At 67.0% G+C, this 19,255-nt stretch carries 26 protein-coding genes; 25 read left to right on the forward strand and 1 reads right to left on the reverse strand.

The features are described 5' to 3' along the window. Positions 1-75: 75 nt before the first annotated feature. The 3 genes from ABNQ39_RS11135 to ABNQ39_RS11145 all read left to right on the forward strand — a co-directional run bounded on the left by ABNQ39_RS11135 (position 76) and on the right by ABNQ39_RS11145 (position 4,199). Entirely contained in the window at positions 76-1,035 is a 960-nt protein-coding gene (locus tag ABNQ39_RS11135) for an ornithine cyclodeaminase family protein (protein ID WP_376957672.1), read from the forward strand. A 179-nt stretch (positions 1,036-1,214) separates the two neighbouring features. Next, positions 1,215-3,008, forward strand: a complete 1,794-nt coding sequence (locus ABNQ39_RS11140; RefSeq protein WP_376957673.1) for a sensor histidine kinase — start codon at positions 1,215-1,217, stop codon at positions 3,006-3,008. 246 nt (positions 3,009-3,254) lie between these two features. Then, entirely contained in the window at positions 3,255-4,199 is a 945-nt protein-coding gene (locus tag ABNQ39_RS11145) for a DMT family transporter (protein WP_376957674.1), read from the forward strand. On the opposite strand, the gene ABNQ39_RS11150 is transcribed toward ABNQ39_RS11145, so the two are convergent. After that, positions 4,196-4,621 (reverse strand): YkvA family protein, encoded by a 426-nt coding sequence (locus ABNQ39_RS11150; RefSeq protein ID WP_376957675.1) that lies wholly within the window; start codon positions 4,619-4,621, stop codon positions 4,196-4,198. The genes ABNQ39_RS11145 and ABNQ39_RS11150 overlap by 4 nt on opposite strands. 190 nt (positions 4,622-4,811) lie before the next feature. Here ABNQ39_RS11150 and ABNQ39_RS11155 point away from each other — a divergent pair, with 190 nt between their 5' ends. The 22 genes from ABNQ39_RS11155 to ABNQ39_RS11260 all read left to right on the forward strand — a co-directional run bounded on the left by ABNQ39_RS11155 (position 4,812) and on the right by ABNQ39_RS11260 (position 19,254). After that, positions 4,812-5,573 (forward strand): SDR family NAD(P)-dependent oxidoreductase, encoded by a 762-nt coding sequence (locus tag ABNQ39_RS11155; protein WP_376957676.1) that lies wholly within the window; start codon positions 4,812-4,814, stop codon positions 5,571-5,573. Between the two features lie 206 nt (positions 5,574-5,779). Continuing rightward, on the forward strand, positions 5,780-6,106 hold the full coding sequence (locus ABNQ39_RS11160; RefSeq protein WP_376957677.1) for a hypothetical protein: 327 nt from the start codon (positions 5,780-5,782) through the stop codon (positions 6,104-6,106). Between the two features lie 170 nt (positions 6,107-6,276). Further along, positions 6,277-6,591: a helix-turn-helix transcriptional regulator gene (locus ABNQ39_RS11165; RefSeq protein ID WP_376957678.1), complete on the forward strand. Its 315-nt coding sequence runs from the start codon at positions 6,277-6,279 to the stop codon at positions 6,589-6,591. 74 nt (positions 6,592-6,665) lie between these two features. Beyond that, on the forward strand, positions 6,666-6,914 hold the full coding sequence (locus ABNQ39_RS11170) for an acyl carrier protein (protein WP_376957679.1): 249 nt from the start codon (positions 6,666-6,668) through the stop codon (positions 6,912-6,914). Between the two features lie 4 nt (positions 6,915-6,918). Continuing rightward, positions 6,919-7,158, forward strand: coding sequence for a hypothetical protein (locus tag ABNQ39_RS11175; protein WP_376957680.1), 240 nt, complete (start codon positions 6,919-6,921; stop codon positions 7,156-7,158). A 237-nt stretch (positions 7,159-7,395) separates the two neighbouring features. Continuing rightward, positions 7,396-8,130 carry a hypothetical protein gene (locus ABNQ39_RS11180; RefSeq protein ID WP_376957681.1) on the forward strand — a complete coding sequence of 245 codons (735 nt, stop codon included), beginning with the start codon at positions 7,396-7,398 and terminating at the stop codon, positions 8,128-8,130. Position 8,131: 1 nt separating this feature from the next. Further along, entirely contained in the window at positions 8,132-8,476 is a 345-nt protein-coding gene (locus ABNQ39_RS11185; RefSeq protein WP_376957682.1) for a hypothetical protein, read from the forward strand. Beyond that, complete coding sequence (locus tag ABNQ39_RS11190) at positions 8,473-8,805, forward strand: hypothetical protein (protein ID WP_376957683.1); 333 nt, start codon at positions 8,473-8,475, stop codon at positions 8,803-8,805. Before ABNQ39_RS11185 ends, ABNQ39_RS11190 begins: the two co-directional genes overlap by 4 nt. Positions 8,806-8,822: 17 nt before the next feature. Then, a complete protein-coding gene (locus tag ABNQ39_RS11195; RefSeq protein WP_376957684.1) occupies positions 8,823-9,179 on the forward strand; it encodes a hypothetical protein in 357 nt (118 codons plus the stop codon). A gap of 4 nt (positions 9,180-9,183) precedes the next feature. Beyond that, positions 9,184-9,366, forward strand: a complete 183-nt coding sequence (locus ABNQ39_RS11200; protein ID WP_376957685.1) for a hypothetical protein — start codon at positions 9,184-9,186, stop codon at positions 9,364-9,366. Between the two features lie 2 nt (positions 9,367-9,368). Continuing rightward, positions 9,369-11,453 carry a DNA cytosine methyltransferase gene (locus ABNQ39_RS11205; protein ID WP_376957686.1) on the forward strand — a complete coding sequence of 695 codons (2,085 nt, stop codon included), beginning with the start codon at positions 9,369-9,371 and terminating at the stop codon, positions 11,451-11,453. A 2-nt stretch (positions 11,454-11,455) separates the two neighbouring features. After that, positions 11,456-12,478: a hypothetical protein gene (locus ABNQ39_RS11210; protein WP_376957687.1), complete on the forward strand. Its 1,023-nt coding sequence runs from the start codon at positions 11,456-11,458 to the stop codon at positions 12,476-12,478. Further along, entirely contained in the window at positions 12,471-13,460 is a 990-nt protein-coding gene (locus ABNQ39_RS11215; protein ID WP_376957688.1) for a phage Gp37/Gp68 family protein, read from the forward strand. Before ABNQ39_RS11210 ends, ABNQ39_RS11215 begins: the two co-directional genes overlap by 8 nt. Next, positions 13,460-13,639, forward strand: a complete 180-nt coding sequence (locus ABNQ39_RS11220) for a hypothetical protein (RefSeq protein WP_376957689.1) — start codon at positions 13,460-13,462, stop codon at positions 13,637-13,639. Before ABNQ39_RS11215 ends, ABNQ39_RS11220 begins: the two co-directional genes overlap by 1 nt. A 4-nt stretch (positions 13,640-13,643) precedes the next feature. Continuing rightward, complete coding sequence (locus ABNQ39_RS11225) at positions 13,644-14,306, forward strand: hypothetical protein (protein ID WP_376957690.1); 663 nt, start codon at positions 13,644-13,646, stop codon at positions 14,304-14,306. Beyond that, positions 14,303-14,956 carry a DUF1643 domain-containing protein gene (locus tag ABNQ39_RS11230; RefSeq protein WP_376957691.1) on the forward strand — a complete coding sequence of 218 codons (654 nt, stop codon included), beginning with the start codon at positions 14,303-14,305 and terminating at the stop codon, positions 14,954-14,956. Before ABNQ39_RS11225 ends, ABNQ39_RS11230 begins: the two co-directional genes overlap by 4 nt. After that, the gene (locus ABNQ39_RS11235; protein ID WP_376957692.1) at positions 14,953-16,158 is read left to right on the forward strand and encodes a phosphoadenosine phosphosulfate reductase domain-containing protein; all 1,206 of its coding nucleotides are present in this window, start codon (positions 14,953-14,955) and stop codon (positions 16,156-16,158) included. Before ABNQ39_RS11230 ends, ABNQ39_RS11235 begins: the two co-directional genes overlap by 4 nt. A 4-nt stretch (positions 16,159-16,162) precedes the next feature. Beyond that, positions 16,163-16,867 carry an SAM-dependent DNA methyltransferase gene (locus tag ABNQ39_RS11240; protein WP_376957693.1) on the forward strand — a complete coding sequence of 235 codons (705 nt, stop codon included), beginning with the start codon at positions 16,163-16,165 and terminating at the stop codon, positions 16,865-16,867. Next, complete coding sequence (locus ABNQ39_RS11245; protein ID WP_376957694.1) at positions 16,864-17,304, forward strand: GNAT family N-acetyltransferase; 441 nt, start codon at positions 16,864-16,866, stop codon at positions 17,302-17,304. Before ABNQ39_RS11240 ends, ABNQ39_RS11245 begins: the two co-directional genes overlap by 4 nt. After that, complete coding sequence (locus ABNQ39_RS11250; RefSeq protein WP_376957695.1) at positions 17,301-18,011, forward strand: hypothetical protein; 711 nt, start codon at positions 17,301-17,303, stop codon at positions 18,009-18,011. Before ABNQ39_RS11245 ends, ABNQ39_RS11250 begins: the two co-directional genes overlap by 4 nt. Further along, entirely contained in the window at positions 18,011-18,487 is a 477-nt protein-coding gene (locus tag ABNQ39_RS11255; RefSeq protein ID WP_376957696.1) for a DUF1064 domain-containing protein, read from the forward strand. The genes ABNQ39_RS11250 and ABNQ39_RS11255 overlap by 1 nt, the downstream gene beginning before the upstream one ends. Next, positions 18,475-19,254 carry a DUF2312 domain-containing protein gene (locus ABNQ39_RS11260; protein WP_376957697.1) on the forward strand — a complete coding sequence of 260 codons (780 nt, stop codon included), beginning with the start codon at positions 18,475-18,477 and terminating at the stop codon, positions 19,252-19,254. The genes ABNQ39_RS11255 and ABNQ39_RS11260 overlap by 13 nt, the downstream gene beginning before the upstream one ends. The last annotated feature ends 1 nt before the right edge of the window (position 19,255 follow it).

Consider the following 19,255-nt stretch of genomic DNA (forward strand, 5'->3'; position numbering starts at 1 on the left):
TAACCTTGTCAGTTGAGGCGTTCCGCCCCTTTTCATCGGGGCGGAACGCCATGCCGGCCGGCGGGAGGGGGTTCCATGCGCACCGTCAGCGGCGCCGAGCTTCGATCCGTTCTGCACCACCGCATGCTGGTCGAACGCCTGCGGCAGACCTTCCGCGCCGGCGTGGAAGCCCCGCCGGCCCACCGCCATCGGGTCGAGACCTATGGCGCCAGTGACGGCGCGCTGCTGCTCGCCCCCGCCTGGCAGGTCAATCAGGCAATCGGGCTGCGCATCGACACCGTCTTTCCCGACAATGCCGGCAGTGACCTGCCCCTGACCCAGGGCGTCTATCTGCTGGTCGACGGCAAGACCGGTGTGCCCCAGGTTCTGATGGACTCCTCCGCCACGCTCGGCCGTCGCAGCGGCGCCGCATCCTCTGCACTCGCCGCCTCCTATCTGGCGCGGCCGGATGCCGACCGGATGCTGGTGGTCGGCACCGGTCCGCTGGCCCTTGAGCTGGTGGAGGCGCACACCGCGGTGAGGCCTCTCCGCCATGTGCTGGTCTGGGGACGCGATCCCCAGAAGGCCCGCAAGCTTGCCGCCCGTTTCCACCGACCGAAATTCCGCATCGAGGCGACCGCCGACCTCGAAGGGGCGGTGCGTGGCGCCGACATCGTCGTCTGCGCCACCGCGTCGCACAGCCCGCTGATCCGTGGCGACTGGCTGCAGCCAGGCCAGCATCTGGACCTGCTGGGCGGCGTGACGCCGGAGATGCGGGAGGTCGATGACGAGTGCATCCGCCGCGCGCGCGTCTTCGTCGATAGCCGCGACCGCACGCCGGCTGAGGCCGGTGACATCGCGCAACCGCTGGCCTCCGGCGTGCTGACCGCCGACGACATCGCCGGCGACCTGTTCGAACTTGGCCGCGGCGAACGGGCCGGCCGGCGTTTCTACGACCAGATCACCCTGTTCAAGTCGGTCGGCACCGCCTTGGCCGACCTGTGCGCCGCCCGGCTGGCGACAGAGATGGTGCTGCACAACGATTCGATCCGCTGAAGCCGTTCGGCCTTTGAACCGCTTCGGCCGCCGAGCCGGCCTTGTCGGAGCCAAGCGTAACCTTGAGTCTACGAAAGATAAGGTTACTGGCAGCCAACCCTGCGCTACTATTCCACGATTCCTCCCACCCGCCCGACAACCTGTATGGCGATCCGCACCGAAGGGAAAGGAACGGCCGATTGAATGGCCCCGCCCTCCCCCCGTTTTCCGACGAGTCCGCCGGTTCCGAACGCATTGCTGCGGACGGCACGCTGCCTTTCCGCAAGCCAAGGCTGGAGGCCGCCATCGGCTGGCTGGCCGCCTGCGGCTTCCTGTTCCTCGCCGTGGTCACCGTGGTCGTCGGGGTGCAGTCGCGCGAACGGGCAATCGATGGGGCGCAGGAACGCGCACGGGCGGCCGTCCGCGTCCTGGCGGAACATGCCGCCCGCCTGTTCGATGCCGCCGACCTGCTGGTGGAATACGCCGCCCAGGAAAGCGCCGGCCGACCCTGGACCGAGGTTGCCGGGTCGCGCGCCCTGTGGGACAAGCTGAACGCCCAGCGCGCCCGGCTGCCCTTTCTGGACGCCATCTGGCTGAACGATGCGACGGGACTGCTGCGGCTGACGACGGCAGCCTTTCCAGCTCCCTACTCCGATGCATCCGACCGCGAGATCTTCCTGTTTCATCAGCGCAACGCGCAGCAAGGCCGTTTGGTCGACCAGCCCCATGTCGGCCCCCGCATCATCGGCCGGGTGACCAACAAGGCCACCTTCCTGCTCAGCCGCCGGCTGTCCGAACCGGATGGCGGTTTCCGCGGCATCGCCTCGGTCACCATCGATCCGTCCTACCTGTCCGGCTTCTACAAGGAGTTGGACCTCCCGCACGAGCCGGTGACGATCCTGGTGCGGGCCGGCAGCCTTGACGTGCTGGTGCGCGAGCCCGACAGCTCTACCGAGCCCACCCCGCTGTCCGACACCGCCCGCCGGGCCATCGAGATCGAGCCGAACGGCGGCGTCGCCCGCGACGCTTCCACCATCGTCGCCCACCGCCGGGTCGACAGTTGGCCCGTCCATGTGGTCGTCCGGCTGGATCTGGCACCGATTCTGGCGTCCTGGCAGCGGTTGATCGCCCCCTATGCCGGATTGGCAGCGGCGGCGGCCATGGCGCTGGCCGCCCTGTCGGTCTTCGGCTTCCGGCAGGCCGGCGCCGCCCGGCAGGTCCAGCGCGAGCTGGAGCGGCGGGTGCGAGACCGCACCGCCTCGCTGGAGCGGACCATCGGCGAGCGCGACGCGGTGCTGGCGCAGAAGGATCTGCTGATGCGCGAAGCCAACCACCGCATCAAGAACAGCCTGCAGGTGGTCTCCAGCCTGCTGAGCCTTCAGGGGCAGGCGGTCGGCGATGCGCAGTTGAGCGAGCATCTGCTGGAAGCCGGACGCCGTGTCCAGGCCATCGCCGACATCCACCGTCTGCTCTACCGCGTGGACGACGTCCATTTCATCCCCTTCCACGACTATCTGACCGAGCTGTGCCGGGAGTTGGAACGCTCCGCCCGCTCCGAAGGCGGCAACTGGCGGCTGGAACTGGTGGTGGAGCCGGTCGAAGTGCCGACCGACCATGCGGTGCAATTGGGCCTGCTTGCCAACGAACTGGTGATGAACGCCATCAAGCACGCCTACCGGCCGCTTGCCTCTACCATGGTCGGCGTAACAGCCGGATCGCAGGCCGGCGCTCCTGACCGAACCCCGGAAGACACGAACGTCATCGTCGTCGGGCTGCGGCGGGACGGTGAGACCGTGCAGATGATCGTCGGCGACCGCGGTGTCGGCCTGCCGCCCGATTTCGACTGGCGCCGCAGCCGCAGCCTGGGCATGCGGCTGATCCACACCCTGTCCAAACAGCTGGACGCCATCCTGTCGATAGAGAACACCGATCCCGGCGTGCGCTTCACGATCAGCCTGCCGCACCGTTTCGCCGTTGGCGGCAGCCCGGAATAGGCTGTCCTACCGAGGAAGAGTCCGGATTTCACAACGTCCGAATCGCTACCCGTCATACGGGAGTATAATAACGTCTCATTCTCGTATTTTGCTTGCGCTGGCGAGGTTTCCTTCGGAGGATCGTTGTCGCGGCGCTGGCCGTAGGTGGTCCGACCGCAGATGGTCCTGACGGATCCATGTTTGCGCTAACGGCCTCCTGCGAGCCGGACCGGACCATCCGCCAATGGCTTGCCAGGGACGATGACCGTGACCGTCTCCGCCTCTTCCATGGACGCCGCCCCCCGCCTGCGGAGGCCTTCCAACCGGCTTCTGCTTGGCGCCGGCTTCATGCTGCTGTCGGCACTGCTGTTCGGAATCGGCAACACGGCAGTGCGGTGGGCCTCGACGGTGATGGATCCGCTGGAGGTCGTGTTCTTCCGCAACCTGTTCAGCCTGCTGTGGATGCTGCCCTGGGCGTTGACGGCCGGCGCCCCCGCCTGCCGGGCGGTGCTGGCGGAGCGGCGGCTCGGCCCCTATGTGACGCGGGCGCTGACCTCGCTCTGCGCCATGAGCGCCTGGTTCTACGCCATCTCCCAAATCCCGCTGCCCACCGCGACGGCGGTCAGCTTCGCCATCCCGCTGTTCGTGGCGGCAGGAGCGGCAGTGCTCCTGGGTGAGCGGGTGCGGCTGCGGCGCTGGGCCGCGGTCTGCGCCGGCCTGATCGGCGTGATCATCGTGCTGAGACCGGGAGCGGCGCCGATCAATCTGGCCTTTCTGGCATTGGTCATCCATTGCGTCGCCGCGGCCGGCACCGTCCTGCAGATGCGGCTGCTCAGCCGGAAGGACAGCTCTCCGGTGATCGTCACCTTCCTCGGCCTGCTGGTCACCCCGATGGCCCTGGTGCCGGCGCTGTTCGTCTGCTGGACCTGGCCGAGCTTGGGCACGCTGGGCTGGCTGGCGCTGCTGGGCGGCATTCTGACACTGGGGCAGTTGGCGATGACGAAGGCGCTGTCGCTGGCCGAATCCTCGGCGATGATGCCCTACGATTATGCCCGGCTGCCCTTCACCGCCATCGTCGCATGGATCGTCTTCGGCCAGACCATGGACCTGTGGGGCTGGGTGGGTGCCCTGGTGATCGCCGGCTCCGCCCTCTACACCATGCACTGCGACGCGGCGGACGGCCGCAAGATGGCTCGGTCGAAGCCCAATTAGCCGGCGCTTTCCGTCCCTTCGCCCTTTTCGGCGCGCAGGGCCTCTTTCGCCCGCAGCCAATGGCCCGGGGTCAGGTTGGTGCGCACGGTCTGCACGGCGGCGGCCAGCACCGCGGCGTCATCGGTGAAGCCGGCGATCAGCAGCCAATCCGGCACCGCATCCACCGGCAGCACGAAATAGGCCAGCGCCCCCAGCAGGATCGCCTTGGCCCGGTATGGGGTCGCCGGATCGGTCGCGCAGAAATAGGCGGCCAGCAGTTCCTCCAGAAAGGGAACGCGATGCAGATTGGCGCGCAGCTTCTGCCAGAAGCGGCGGCGGACCAGCCGTTCGTCCCGCTCGACCCGGTCGGGATCGGAAACCGTCAGCGCGGTGCCGGTGCCCAGAGAGCGGCCAAGGGAGGGGGAGACGGACGATGCGGTCATGGACGCGAGAATCCCTGTTGGAATTGGCCCGTTCGCAGATGGCAGAGGGCATCGTCGTCGGCATGATGTCTCTCACCATACGGTGTGGTATGGTTTGGTGGCCATCCGGTAAACAACAAGTGCGATCGCATCCTGTTGGACACAAGGCCGGCGCCATGCGCGGACCGGTCGCAATTAAGGAGGAGATGCCATGAACATCCAGGGACTGTCCGCAATCGTCACCGGCGGCGCCTCGGGCATGGGGGCGGCGACGGCGCGCCATCTGGCCGGGCTCGGCGCCAAGGTGACCGTGCTGGACGTCAACGAGGACGCGGTGCTGAAGACCGCGCATGAGATCGGCGGGCTGGGTCTGGTTTGCGACGTCACCGACGGCGCGTCGGCCGAGCGGGCGCTCGATCAGGCGCGCTCGGCCCATGGGCCGGCCCGCATCGCGGTGAACTGCGCCGGCATTGCGCCCGCCCAGCGCATCGTCGGCCGCGATGGCCCGATGCCGCTGGAGAATTTCCGGTCGGTGATCGAGGTCAACCTGATCGGCAGCTTCAACATCCTGCGGCTGGCTGCAGCCGACATGGCCAAGCTGGACCCGCTGGACAGCGGCGAGCGCGGCGTGATCGTCAACACCGCTTCAGTCGCTGCCTATGAGGGGCAGATCGGGCAGGCCGCCTATGCCGCGTCGAAGGGAGGCATCGTCGCCCTGACCATCTGCGCCGCCCGCGATCTCGCCCGCCACGGAATCCGCGTGATGACGGTGGCCCCCGGCCTGATCGGCACGCCGATGCTGCTGAACATGCCCCAGGAGGTCCAGGACAGCCTCGCCGCCACCGTCCCCTTCCCCAAGCGCTTCGGCAAGCCGGAGGAGTATGCCCGCCTCGTGCAGCACATCCTGGAGAACGAGATGCTGAACGGCGACGTCATCCGCCTGGACGGCGCCATTCGCATGTCATCTCAATAACTTACCGCATGACAGTTACCCAGGGGCGACCCTTAGCGTGGGTCGCCTCACATTTATTGGGTAACAAACGGGTAACAACCATTACGCGACGTGTAACCATCCCGTTCTTGTTGGGCGGCGTTATGCCATGTTATATCTATCTGACAGAAATGATGTAACGACCAGTAAGCGTCTTGCATTTTTCAAATTAATGAACGGGGAATAAGATGGCATCCAAAAAAGATGAGGAGCAAAAAAAGTTTGACGACGAGTATGTTACAAGACTTGAGGCAATAAGATTACACCTTGGCATGAAAAACGGAGATATGGCATCTTTACTCGGAATAGCGCAAAACACTTATTCCACTAATTTAAAGCATGGTTATGCTCCACCTCCACATAGATTGCGAAAACTCATTGAAAAAGGACTAACAAGCGACTTTATTTTATTTGGAATTACCGATCATATGGATCAGATTTTGGTAGAGAAAATTAATAGCAATATGGAAGACGCTCGGGCAAGACTTGAAAAACTTAGAAGAGATCAGCAGTAACAGGTCCACTGTTTCTCGATATTCCGTTTCAGGCTCACGCTTGAGCCGTCATCAATTTCCATCTGATAGATTTTTCTCGTTGACAGAAAATCTATCAGATGGAAATAATGCCCTGCATAACGTGATCGCACACAGCGTCACGCCTCCGCAATCACCCAGCGGGCAGGCACATGAGCACCACCCCCGACCGTATCCTGCGCTTCAAAGAGGTGCAGAGCCGCATTGGCGGCTACAGCCGAATGCATGTCGACCGGCTGGAAAAGGCTGAGAAGTTTCCGAAGCGCGTCCAGATCGGCGCGAATGCCGTTGGCTGGATGGAAAGCGATATCGTGGCCTGGGTCGCGTCTCGCACTCGAGGCTTACACGCCCCCATCATTGCTGACGTGACCGACGCCGCCGAAATCCCCGACGACACCCCCGACCCGCCCAAGGTGCCCCGCAAGCGCGGACGCCCGCCCGGCCCTGCGCATCAGCCGGCGCACTGAGCCTCTCCCCCACTGCACAATTCGATCCATCACACCGCGCCGCCTATCGGCGCGAACAGGAAAGGCCTGCCCGAATGACCACCTTCGAACGCCTGCAAAAGCTCCTGGCCGATGTGATCGGCACCGAGATCGAGCCCACGCCTATCGAGCGTCATGCCCGCTTTCTCGACGACCTCGGGGCCGACAGCCTGGATGCTGTCGAGATCCAGTTCGCCATCGAGGAGGAGTTCGGCGTCGAGATCGACGACGGCGAATTCGACGAGATCATCACCGTCGACGATCTGGTGAAGCGCATCGACAGCGCCGTGCCGGCGGATGCCTGACCAGATGGGCGATCACATCCTCCGCCCCATGGGCGCCGCAACGCTCCGGATCGAGCGGGACACCCAGCCGGGCCGGCTGACGATCTCCGTCGAATGCTCGGCCGGTCACTGCCACGGCATCGACAGCGTGACGGAGGATGTCGCCGGCACGCTCGCCCTCGAAGCTCCTGGCCAGCATTTCAAGACCCCTGTCACCGCCTGGGTATGGGCGGCAGGTCGGATAGGTGACCTGACCCCGGCCTGACCAGTTTCGCGGCTCGTCCGCGTCCGAGGCCCGCACCCTCCATCCATCCGGGTGCGTGGCGTTTCCTCCAGACTTATGGCCGGCAACCCGGCGGCTGCCGGCCACCTTTCCAGCCCCTTACCCGCGCCTGACCGCCGGGTGGGGCCACAGACCGTTGCGGATACCCGGCGCAACCGAGGTAGCCCGCCGGGATGCCGCCACCCGAGGGAGCGCGGCGCTTCACCAGAGACTGCCGCCATGGCCCTCACCACCCATCACCCGCCGGATCAGGACGACGGCCATGGTTCGCAGATGCACTGCGACCAGCCCGCCCTGACCGTATCGCCGCGGATCAACACCGCGGCCACGCTCGCCACGATGGCCCGCATCCTGACCGAACGCGGCTGGATCGCGCCATCGACGACGGAATACGAACCCGGATGCGCGCCCTGGTGGGCGCCTGGGTCTGTGGTGCCGGTCAGCATCCACGGCGCCTACGAGCTGGCCTTGCGTGAGCTGCACGGCGCCGACGCTCTGCCGCTGGCGGCCTACGGCCAGCAGGCGGCGCTCCACTGCATCTCCTGCGCGGCCGGCGAGCCGATCATCATGTGGGAGTGCGTGCCGAAGCGCGCCGGCTACGAGGTGACGAAGCTGCTGGGCCAAGCCCAGCAGGTTGCCGAGGGCAAGCCGATAGACGGCATGAAGCCCCTGCAACACGGGCTGCACCTGCGGTCGGTCAAGAGCCGCCTGGACTTGGACATCTGGAACGACGCGGTCCGGCTCGACGGTCAGCCCATCGGCACGGTCTCCATGGAGATCGGGCAGACCCGCAAGCGCGGCTTCAACACCGCCATGCGCTTCTATGGTGTGACCGTGGAGGTGGAGGGCGAGAAGCTGGAGGTGGAGGGAAAGGACTACGCCTCCACGAAGCATTGGCTGGCCGTCAAGGTGGTGGGTGCGATCCGCGCCGCCCTGGATCGGAAGGGGCGGTGAAATGGCCCCTCAACGACGTTCCCCCCTCAATGACGTTGCCCCGTTCGACCTGACGGAGATCGACGCCGCCGCCTCCCGCATTATGGGCGCTGGCAAGGTCACCCCGGACATTGCCGGCCCGGTGGTCGCCTTGATGGACGCGACCGAGCGTTGCGGCGACATCGAGCCCGAGCGGGTCATCAACGTGGTGCTGCTGACGGCCTACGTGCTGGGCATGGCCGCTCTCGAAGGCGCCCATCCCCTGGAGACGCTCCAGGTGACGCAGCGGATCGCCGACGGAATGGGCAAGGTGCTGGCCGAACTCAACCGGGCTGCCTCCCGCAACCTTGGAGGCGGCACAGCATGACCCTGCCGGCCCAGATCATGGCGGCGCTGGACGCCGCAGAGGCCCGCACGCTGGCCGCTCGCTTCATGACCGTCACGCCCCGCACTGTCGGTGACGTGTCGGCCGAGGTGATGCGGCTGCTCGGGCACAAGCCCCGGAAGTGCGCGGTGGGCCTGATCTGGTCCGACGTGTTCGAGCTGGTGGCAACCCTCGCTGCCGAGTCTCCCACCTATGCCGCCGCCCTGCGCCGCGCTGTAGCCGCCGCTGAACAGGCCGCCTCCCCCATCGAAGACACCGCGCCCGTCGCGCTGGCCGCTCCCCTGCGTGCCGCCACCCACGGGCGCCGCTGATCCCGGAGACCGACTCCATGTCGACCATGATGCTGACCCTCCCCGAGGGGCTGACACCCGAAGACGTCATCGCGCTGAAATTCGTTGCCGCCGAGTTGGCCGGCCAGCGGAACCGCGAGCAGTTCGGCACCAAGCATGACGACCATCACACCGACGGCTCTCTGGCCGCCGCCGGTGGGGTCTATCTGCTCAATGCCGGCGCCACCAAGCAGGTGCGCGACCTCTACCCCACCGGCGCCCCTTGCGACCTGTGGCCCTGGGAAATCGGCTGGTGGAAGCCGAAGGACCCCATCCGTGACGCCGTCCGCGGCACCGCGCTGGGCGCCGCCGAAATCTCTCGCCGCCTTCGGGCCGGCGAGAAGGCGGAGGGCTGATCCGATGATCGTTGAAGGCAACTGCTCCTGCTGCGGCGAGGCCGCCCTGCTGGACCCGCGGATCGGCGTCTGTGACGACTGCCAGGACCGCGAGGCGGACGAGGCGTCGGCCTCGGTGATGCTCGCCGAGCTGGCGGTCACCACCCCCGCCCTGTCCATGGCGCTGGCCGCCTCGCGGGAGGGCTGATCGTGGACGTCAGAGAAATCCGACACTTCCATGTCTGCTGCGGCATCGGCGGCGGCATCAAAGGTTTCAACCGGGGCGGCGCCCGCGTGGGCAACATGGTGGCTGCGCCCCGCTGCATCGGCGGCGTCGATGTCGATCCGCTCGCGCTCGCCAGCCTGGAGAAGGTGACCGGCACCAAGGGCACGCTGCTCGACCTCTTCGACCGTCAGCAGTACACCGCCTTCCATGGACATGAGCCGCCGGCCGGCTGGCGCGAAGCGACCGGCGAGGACTTCCGCCGGGCTGCCGGCGGCGAGCGTCCGCATGTCGTCTTCATGAGCACCCCCTGCAAAGGGAACTCGGGCCTCATCAGCACGAAGACCAGCGAGGCGCCCAAGTATGTGGCGCTCAACGAACTGGCTCTGCGGGCCGTCTTCTTGACCATGGAGGCATGGGCAGACGATCCGACCGAGATCCTGCTGTTCGAGAACGTGCCGCGCATCGCTCAACGGTCCCGCCGGCTGCTGGATCGCATCACCGGGATGCTTCGGCACTATGGCTATGCCATTGCCGAGACCGCCCACGACTGCGGCGAGATCGGCGGGCTGGCGCAGAGCCGCAAGCGCTTCCTCATGGTCGCCCGGCACACGGCAAAGGTGCCGCCCTTCCTCTACGAACCGCCGAAGCGGAAGCTGCGCAGCGTGGGTGAGGTGCTGGAGCGGTTGCCCCTGCCGGGTGATCCGCTCGGGGGCCCAATGCACCGCGTCCCGCGCCTCCAGTTCAAGACCTGGGTGAGGCTGGCGTTCGTGGAAGCCGGATCGGACTGGCGCAGCCTCAATCGGCTGAACGTCGCCAATGGCGTGCTGACCGATTACGGGATCGTGCCGGAATACCCCTTGCGCGGCGGCGCTCTTGGCGTCTGCCGGTGGGGTGAGGCGACGGGAACGGTAGCCGGCGAGTCTCTACCCTCCAACGGCAAGTTCAGCGTAGCGGACCCGCGCGTGACCAGCACGCGGGAAGGCACCGGCTACCTCGGTGTCAACGAATGGGAGCGCCCCGCCGGGACCGTCACGGCCAACGGCCGGCCGGGCTCCGGTGCATTCTCCATTGCCGATCCCCGCATGCGGGAAGGGCACGCCTGCTACCAGCAGTACGACGTCAAGGCGTGGGATGAGACCTCTGGCGCAGTGACGGCGAACGGCGGTCCTGGCGGTGGAGCGTTCTCGGTTGCCGATCCCCGGCCGGGCTTCGGCCCCGGCACACACCACAACGTCTATCGCGTGGTGCGGTACAGCGATAGCGCCGGCACGATCACGGGGGCAACCCACCCCGCCGCCGGAGCCGGGTGCGTTGCCGATCCGCGTCCGCCGGCTGGCTCCCACGCGAGCAAGTATCGCGTCACCGGGTACGGCGAGGCCGCCGGCACGGTGATCGGCGCCTCCACCACCGGCCAAGGGGCCTTCGCCCTGGCGGACCCGCGCTATCAGAACGGGTACGGTACCCATACCAACAAGATGGCCGTCACCGGCTGGGATGGCCCCGCCAAGACGATCACCGGTTCCGACCGCGTGGGGAGCGGCGCCTTGTCCGTCGCCGACCCGCGCCCCGACGCCTTCCGGGATGGCCGCGAGGCCTACGTCACCGGCGGCCACTTCGGCGTGCTGGGCATGGGCGAAACCAGCGGTGCAGTCACCGGCTCCGGCCAGCACGACAACGGACGCTGGTCTGTGGCCGACCCCCGGCCGGCCATGGGAGACGAGGCGGAGGCGCTCCCCGCTCCCAACCAGCAGCTGGTCGCCGTCATCCGCGCCATGGACGGGACGTGGCATCGCCCCTTCACCACCCTGGAACTTGCGGCGCTTCAGTCGCTGGTCGACTTCGACAGCCCCGGCCTGGAGTTGGCCGGCGCCTCGGACAGCCTGTGGCGCGAGCACATCGGCAACATGGTCCCGCCCGACGCCGCCGCCGCGATGATGGGCGTGATCGCCCGGACCCTGCTGCTTGCCTGGTCCGGCGAGAGCTTCCTGCTCAGTTCCGATCCGATCTGGGTCCAGCCCGTCACCGTGGCGCTGGCCGTCGATACCTCGTCCCAAATGGTGGAGGGCTGATCATGGATCACCGGAAGATAAGCGCCGCCCTGAAACGGCTCGCTACCGAGCGGTACGGCAAACATGAATTGGCCCCCGCGGATACCAAGTCCTGGCTCGTTTCGCACGAAGGAAAGAAGGGTGGGAATTACTGGTTCACGGTGACCTGGAGCTATCCGGGCATTCTCAACGTCGGCGGTGATATCGGAGAAATCACCCTCACCCATTACAACGCCATGAACACATGGGTGAACGCGGCCTCCTGGGTGCATCGGGGCGATTACGATTACCTTCTCGGCAAGTCGAGCCTGAGACCTGAGTTCGATCCCGATGCGACCTATGACGCCCTGGTCGAAGATCTTGTCCGTGAGGCCAAGTCCTCGCTGATCGATCGTCGGGATGCGCTGCGTGAGTGGCGGGAAGACATGCGGGCCGAGAACGAGCCGCGCACCCCGGAAGCCTGGGAGGACCCCGACGAATGTGGGCCGTTCTGGATCGACAGGCCGGAGCCGCTGCGCTGCGTCTTCTCCCCTGAATATGGCTGGATGTCGGCCCTCGATCAGGATCGGGAAGCCAAAACCCATTGGCCGGGCCGTGACACAGTGAAAGTTGAAGCGCCGGAAGGCTGGGAAGGCTGGCTCCGCCTCTACAACGCCGTAGGAGAATGCTGGAACAAGCCGGACGAGATCTTCACCGCGAAGGGCCGTCGCTCCCTGCTGGACACCCTCCGCGGTCGCCTGGATGACCGTGATGGGGCCGTTGACCTCTGCGTCAACCTCGGCGGAGGCGACTTCTACGGCAGCTATGGCTGGTCGCATCACGCGATCAACATGATCGCCGCGCTCCACCGCTGGGCGGCTCTGGTGGTGGCTGGCGACGAACACCGTGTCGCCAAGGCTCGCGCCGAAGCGCTGGCCGAACACCGAATGCACGCCGCCATGTTCGACCGCCGCATGCCCCGGCATGGCTACCGCGACATCTACGACTATGCGCCCGGCGTCATCCCGTTCATCCCCGAGCAGTTCCAGGAGGTGGCCCATGGCTGAACGCTCCGCCATTGAATGGACCGATCACACCTGGACGCCCATCGTCGGGTGTACGGCGCTGTCCCCCGCGTGCGCCAACTGCTACGCCGCGCCCATGGCTGCCCGCCTGGAGGCCATGGGACAGGCGAAGTATGCCGGCCTCGCCACCCGCTCGGGCGCCCGAGGCAAATGGACCGGCAAGGTGAACCTGTCGGAGGCCGACATCCTGGCTCCGCTCAACAAGCGGCGCCCGGCGCGCTGGTTCCTGACCAGCATGGGCGACGTCTTCCACGAGGCTGTCCCCGACGAGTTCTTGGACCGCCTGTTTTCGGTGATGGCGCTGGCCGGGCGGCACACCTTCCAGGTTCTGACCAAGCGGCCGGAGAGGGCGGCGCAGTACCTGAACACGCCCGACCGCGTGTGGAAGCTGTTCGGCGCCGTCCGCAAGCACATTGACGACGAATACCGCGAGGGATCGCGCTGGGAGGACGACGAGACGCCCTTCCCGTGGCCGTTGCCGAACGTGCTGATCGGCTGCACCGCCGAGGACCAGGCACGCGCGAACGAGCGCCACCCCCACATGCTGCGGATCGCCGCCGCCGGCTGGCACACCTTCGTCAGCTACGAACCCGCCTTGGGCGCGGTGGACTGGACCGGGTGGCAGTTCCTGAAGTGGCTCATTTCCGGCGGTGAGAGCGGCCACGGTACGCGGCCGAGCCATCCAGATTGGCACCGGGCCGCCCGCGATTTCAGCGCCGCCCATGGCATCCCGTACATGTTCAAGCAGTGGGGCGAGTGGGCGCCGCGCCGGCACGCCGAGCGGGATGATCTGCTTGATGCGCGCCGGTCAGTCATCGTGAAACCGGATGGCGGGATCACGTCTGGCCTTATGGCCTACGGCTCCGATGCTTGGGTGATGGATCGCCTCGGCAAGAAGGCGGCCGGGCGGCTGCTGGACGGCCAGCTTTGGGACGGGGTGCCGGTTCTGAAGGGGCGCGCGTGATGGCCTCCATTCAGCAACTGGAGGCCGAGAACGCCCGCCTCATGCGGAAGTTCGGCGACGAACTCCGCACCATGCCGCGCCTGTGGCGCACCTACCAGAACAACGCTGCCCGGATCAGGACGCAGCGCGCCGTCAATGCCGCGCGCCGTCAGGTCCAGGCCGAAACCCAAGAGGGTTGACCCCGTGCCCCGAGACATTCCCATCATCTTCAGCGCGCCGATGATCCAGGCGCTGCTCGCTGGCCGCAAGACGCAGACGAGGAGGATCATTACCAAGCCCGCGGCGCTGGACGCCTTGGGCGTCTTCGGTTCGTCGTTCCTTCTCAAGCCGGGCAACGTCGACCTGATCCGCTACGCGGTCGGTGACCGGCTGTGGGTGCGGGAATGCTGGTCAGATCAGGACTGCTGCGAAGGCGAGGCCATGTACCGGGCGTCCGCGCACGATGATGGCCTGTTACCGGAGGAAGTTGCTGAGACCCGTTGGCGTCCATCCATCCACATGCCCAGGTGGGCAAGCCGCCTGACGCTGGTGGTCGAAGATGTGCGGGTCCAGCGGCTCCACGACATCAGCGGCTATGACGCGGTGTGGGAGGGCATCTTCCTGCCGGGCGGGCATCCGCGAGGCTACGGAAAGCCGGCTCTCTTCCCCGGCGACGAAGGGCTGGGCGAGCAGTGTGAAGAGTCCGACAAGGCGTTCGTCACCCTGTACGAAAGCCTCTGGAACAGCATCAACGGCCCTTCTGCCTGGGATGCCAACCCGTTCGTCGTCGCGCTGACGTTCTCGGTCCACTGCTGCAACATCGATCGGCTGGCCGCCACTCTGCCTGCCATGGAGGCGCGGTCATGATGGAGGCTACCCGCACCGCCATTCCGCCCCGTGGCACCCCGTTGGGTGATGCCCTGCCGGCGGACTGGAGCATCGCCGCCCGCGCCGTGCTCTCCCCCAGCACCAGCTTCCGCTACTGGCTCCGCCGGGACCTGGAGGTGGACCTGTTCGCCGACCTCGGCGCTCCGGCGATCTTCTGCATGCTGAACCCCAGCACGGCCGATGCCAGCGAGGACGATCCGACCATTCGGCGCTGCATCGACTTCGCCACGCGCTGGCGTGCCCCCTGGTTCGGTGTCGTCAACCTGTTCGCCTACCGCGCCACCGAGCCGGACGAGCTGTTCGAGCGGCACGCGGCCGGCGGCGACGTCATCGGCCCCGGCAACGACGACGTGATCTATACCGCCGCCAACACCTGCCGCCGGCTGGGCGGGACGTTCGTCTGCGCCTGGGGCGGTTCGGGACAGGGTTCGCTGGCAACCCGGCAACTGGTCACCCAGCGTGTCGAGACCGTGCTGGCGCTGCTGCGTCGGGCCGCTGTTCGCCCCCACGCCCTGCGCCAGAGCGAGAAGACCGGCCAGCCCTGGCACCCCCTCTACCTCCCGGCCGCGCTGGTGCCCGTCCTGTGGAAGGGCGGCCGGCCCATGGGGAAGAAGGAACTCACGGCATGAGCCGCGCACAACCGACCCTCTGGGACGATCAGCGGACCACGCTGCCCGACGCCATCGACATGACGGCGCAGAGCCTCCAGGCCTACGGCCCCCAGCATGATCACTGGGCCATCGCGTACAGCGGGGGCAAGGACAGCTCGGCGACGCTGACCGTCATCATGCACCTGATCGAGACCGGCCGGGTGTCGCCCCCGAAGTCCCTCACCGTCTGCTACGCCGACACGCGCATGGAGCTGATCCCCCTGGCGCATGCCGCCCAGCAGATGATGGCGCGGCTCCGCGACCGCGGGATCGACGTCCGCATTGCCGTGGCGCCGATGGACCTGCGCCTGCTGGTCTACATGCTCGGCCGGGGCGTTCCGCCGCCCTCGAACTCCTTCCGCTGGTGTACGCGCCAGATCAAGGTCGAGCCGATGCAGGCGGTGCTGGCCGAGATGCTGTTCAGCACGCCCGGCACCATCCTGATGCTGACCGGGGTCCGCATCGGAGAGTCTGCGGTGCGTGATGCCCGGATCGCGCTCTCCTGCGGCAAGGACGGCGCCGAGTGCGGCCAGGGCTGGTATCAGGAGGTGCTGCCCGAAGCCGCCGGCATCCGGGGCCGGATTGCCACCCTTGCGCCGATCCTGCACTGGCGGGTCTGTCAGGTCTGGGACTGGCTGATGTTCGAGGCCCCGGCGCTGGGCTGGCCGACCACGGACATTGCCGTGGCCTACGGAGGGGACGAGGCGGCCGAGATCAACGCGCGCACCGGCTGCACCGGCTGTCCGCTGGCGAGCCGGGACGTTGCCCTGGAGACGGTGCTCAAGAACCCGGCTTGGGCTTACCTCGCGCCGCTCGCCGGCCTGAAGCCCCTGTTCCGCGAACTGCGCCTCCCGCAGTGGCGCCTGCGGAAGCCTGGGGTGGATGCCGAGGGCAATGTCGCTGCCGGCAAGAACAAACAGCGCATGGGGCCGATCACGCTGGACGGCCGACGGATGGGGCTGGAGCGGGTGCTCGGCATCCAGGGGCAGTGCAACGAGGCCGCTGCCCGCCTGGACCGGCCGCTCGTCGACCTGATCGACCGGGAGGAGGAGGCCCGCATCCGCGAGTTGATCGCCGCCGAGACGTGGCCGCAGGGATGGGACGGTGACGAGCCGACCGGCGACGTGCCTCTCGACCTCGTCTATCGCGACGGGCTGGTTCAGCCCCTGCTGGTGAGGTAGGGCCATGACACAGAACCGCTCGACGGCTGTCATGGCGCGCCGCTCAGTCGCGGCCGACAGCTTGGATTACTTTCCGACCCCCCCTTGGGGCACCCGAGCACTATGTGAAGTGGTGCTGGGCGGTCGCTCCGCGCTGTCCGGTTTAACCTGCTGGGAACCGGCCTGCGGCGAGGGGCACATGGCTCGACCGCTCGGCGAGTTCTTCGGCGTAGTCCACGCCTCTGATGTCTACCCGCACGGTTATGGTGAGTCCGGCGATTTTCTTGACGAAGGACTTGGCACCTTTTGGCAGCCGCCGGAACCGGTCGACTGGATTATCACTAACCCACCATTCCATGCCGGTGAGGCCTTCGCTCGACGCTCGCTGTCCATCGCTCGGGCCGGCGTAGCGCTTCTCCTTCGCTCAGCATGGATGGAGGGTATTGAGCGAGACGCTCTGTTTAGAACCCATCCACTGAGCATCTACGCCCCGTTCATTGAGCGACTTGCCATGGTCGAGGGCAGACTGGAGCGCAAGGCGTCGAGCGCCACGGCCTACGCATGGTTCGTCTGGGTCCGCGGCGCCAACGAAACTCGTCTCGTCCGCATTCCGCCGGGCAGCAAGCGGCGCTTCGACCGGGACGATGACTGGCGGCGCAACGCCGACATCAGTGCAACCCCCCTTTTCGGCCCCGGTCACCCGACCGAAACCCCGGAGTCGACACAATGATCCGCCCGATACATGAGGGCGAGGCCCTCGCGCTGGCGCCGCTGTTCGCCCCATTCATGCCCTGGCTGCCGCAGGGCGCGCTCTACGCCATGATGCAGTACGAGCGCCGCCGGTTCTTCGTGGCTGAACAGGGCGGTGAGGCGGTCGCCATCGCTGCCTATGGGCCGTCGGGCTATTCCCGGCACGCCTGGGCCCTGGGACCGGCTGCGACGCTGCCCACCCACCGTGGCAAGGGTGTCGGGTCCGAACTGATCCAGACCCGGCTGGACGCCATCCAAGCGGCTGTCATCGCCTCCGGCCTGCCCGCCGCCCTGGTCCATGTCTCCAGCAGGCGTCCGCATTCGTGGGTTCGGCTCGGCTTCCGCGTCATCGACGAGGTGGACGGTTCGTCCCTGCTGTGCCGCCGGCTGACGGTTGGAGCGGAGGGCGAGCGATGACCGGCCGCCGCATCATTGAGACGCCGTGGGGAACGGACGTGGAGGTGGGTGTCGTCTCCGATGGTGCCGGCGGCGAGCGGCTGGTGTGGAGCCATGCCGCGACCGCCCTCCACCACGGCATCCACGGGCCGGAGAAGCGCGCCGCCTTCGTCCTGGACGCTGAAGACGCGGAGCGGGCCGGTGGCGAGCCGTCCATCGGCGAGCTGCTGGTGCGCTACCACTGGATACCGAACACCCCCCAGCCGCTGCCGGCCGCCCTCCCGCCGGTGTATCCGGCACTGGTCTCCCGGCTGCCGAAGCCGGCCGTTCGGGCGCTGGATAGCTGGTGCGCACGCGTGGCCGATCTGCCGGGCTGGCGGCAGCGGACGCCCGCGCTGCTGTCCATGATCGACGGGGTTATTCGCGCTGGTAGCCGGCCGGGACCGGGCTATTGCGAGGAGCCGTCGGAGATGGGCGCCCGCATCTCGCGCTCGCTGACCGCGGTGTTGGAGCACCTGAACGATCCTGCCGTGGATCGGATCGAGGTGGCCGCCTTCTACGCGCTGTCGGACCATCCCGCATGGCGGATGACCGCCCTGCATTGGATCCGCGACTGCCGGCAATCCTGGTGGCGCGACTGGATCAAGGCGCGGCCGGACTACCGGCTGGCCGCGAAGCTGGTCGCCCTGCATGCGCCAACCCTCCCGACCTACGTCTGGAGGTGGTGATGGCCCGTCGCGGTAGCAGCAAGCGCCAGGGCGTGCATGTGCCGTCGCTCGGTCCATCGGCCCAGCGTCAGATCGAGGCCTTCCTGATCGCACAGCGCGAACTGAAGCTCCTGCGCAACCCCGCACTCGTTCCGCAGCCGGATCAACCGAAGAGCAAGTACCGCGCCCGCCGGACGGTGGTCGACGGGATCAGCTTCGCGAGTGCGCTGGAAGCCAAGCGCTGGACCGTCCTGCGCCAGCGGGAGCGTCTGGGGCTGATCCGGGAACTGGTGCGGCAGCCGAAGTTCCCGCTGCGCGTAAACGATGTCCTGGTCTGCACCTACATCGGCGATTTCAGCTATCGCACAAGTCAAGGCACGTTCGTCCTTGAAGATGCCAAAGGCTACCTGACGGACGTCTACAAATTGAAGAAGCGCCTTTTGGAGGCGCTGCACCCCAACCTTAGAATTACCGAGGTGAAGTCATGTCAGGTGTAGGCGGAACAGCCGCCGAACGGCTGAAGGCCTTCGTCACTCGCATTCGAAATCTGCGAGCCGAGATCAAGGCCATTCAAGAGGATATCAGGGCGATCTTCGCCGAGGCCAAGGCGGTCGGCTTCGACACGAAGGTGATCAGGAAGATCATCTCGTGGATGGACGCCCGCGAAAAGGACAAGGCCGGTCAGGACGAACAGGAAGCGATCTTCGAGCTTTACAAGGACGCCCTCGGTCTCGGCGAAGGCCCCGCCACCAACCGCGATATCCCCCTGAACCCCAAGAAACCCAAGGGGAAGAAGGAGGTGCCGGACGATGACGACGACGATGACCAGACGGACCTGGAGCGTCATCTCGACCAGAAGAAGCCGGATGAGGGCGATGCCGGCGACGCTGCCGGATCGGGCGCGGAAGGCGCTGGGGACGGCGCTGGCCAGCCGGTGGCGTTGACCCCGGAGGAGGCGAAAGCGAAGGGCCACGAGGACGGCTTGGCCGGTGTGCCGATCACGGCCAACCCCTTCGGTGCCTCCGACCCGAACCGCGGCCATTGGGAGCTGGGGTGGTGCGAAGCGACGGGGTCCGACGGGATGGACATTCCGCCCGAGCTTCAGCCGCCGCCCGCGCCGGCCCCGGCTCCCGCTCCCGGCCGTAAGGGCAAGGGTGGCCGGAAGGGTGGCGGATCGCGCAAGCCGCCGGAGCCGCCGGCCGATACCGAGCCGTCCGAAGAGGACTGGCAGCACTTAGACGACGATTTCTCGAAGCGGGGTTGAC

This window comes from Azospirillum sp. A26, from assembly GCF_042604635.1.
GTDB classification, from domain to species: domain Bacteria; phylum Pseudomonadota; class Alphaproteobacteria; order Azospirillales; family Azospirillaceae; genus Azospirillum; species Azospirillum palustre.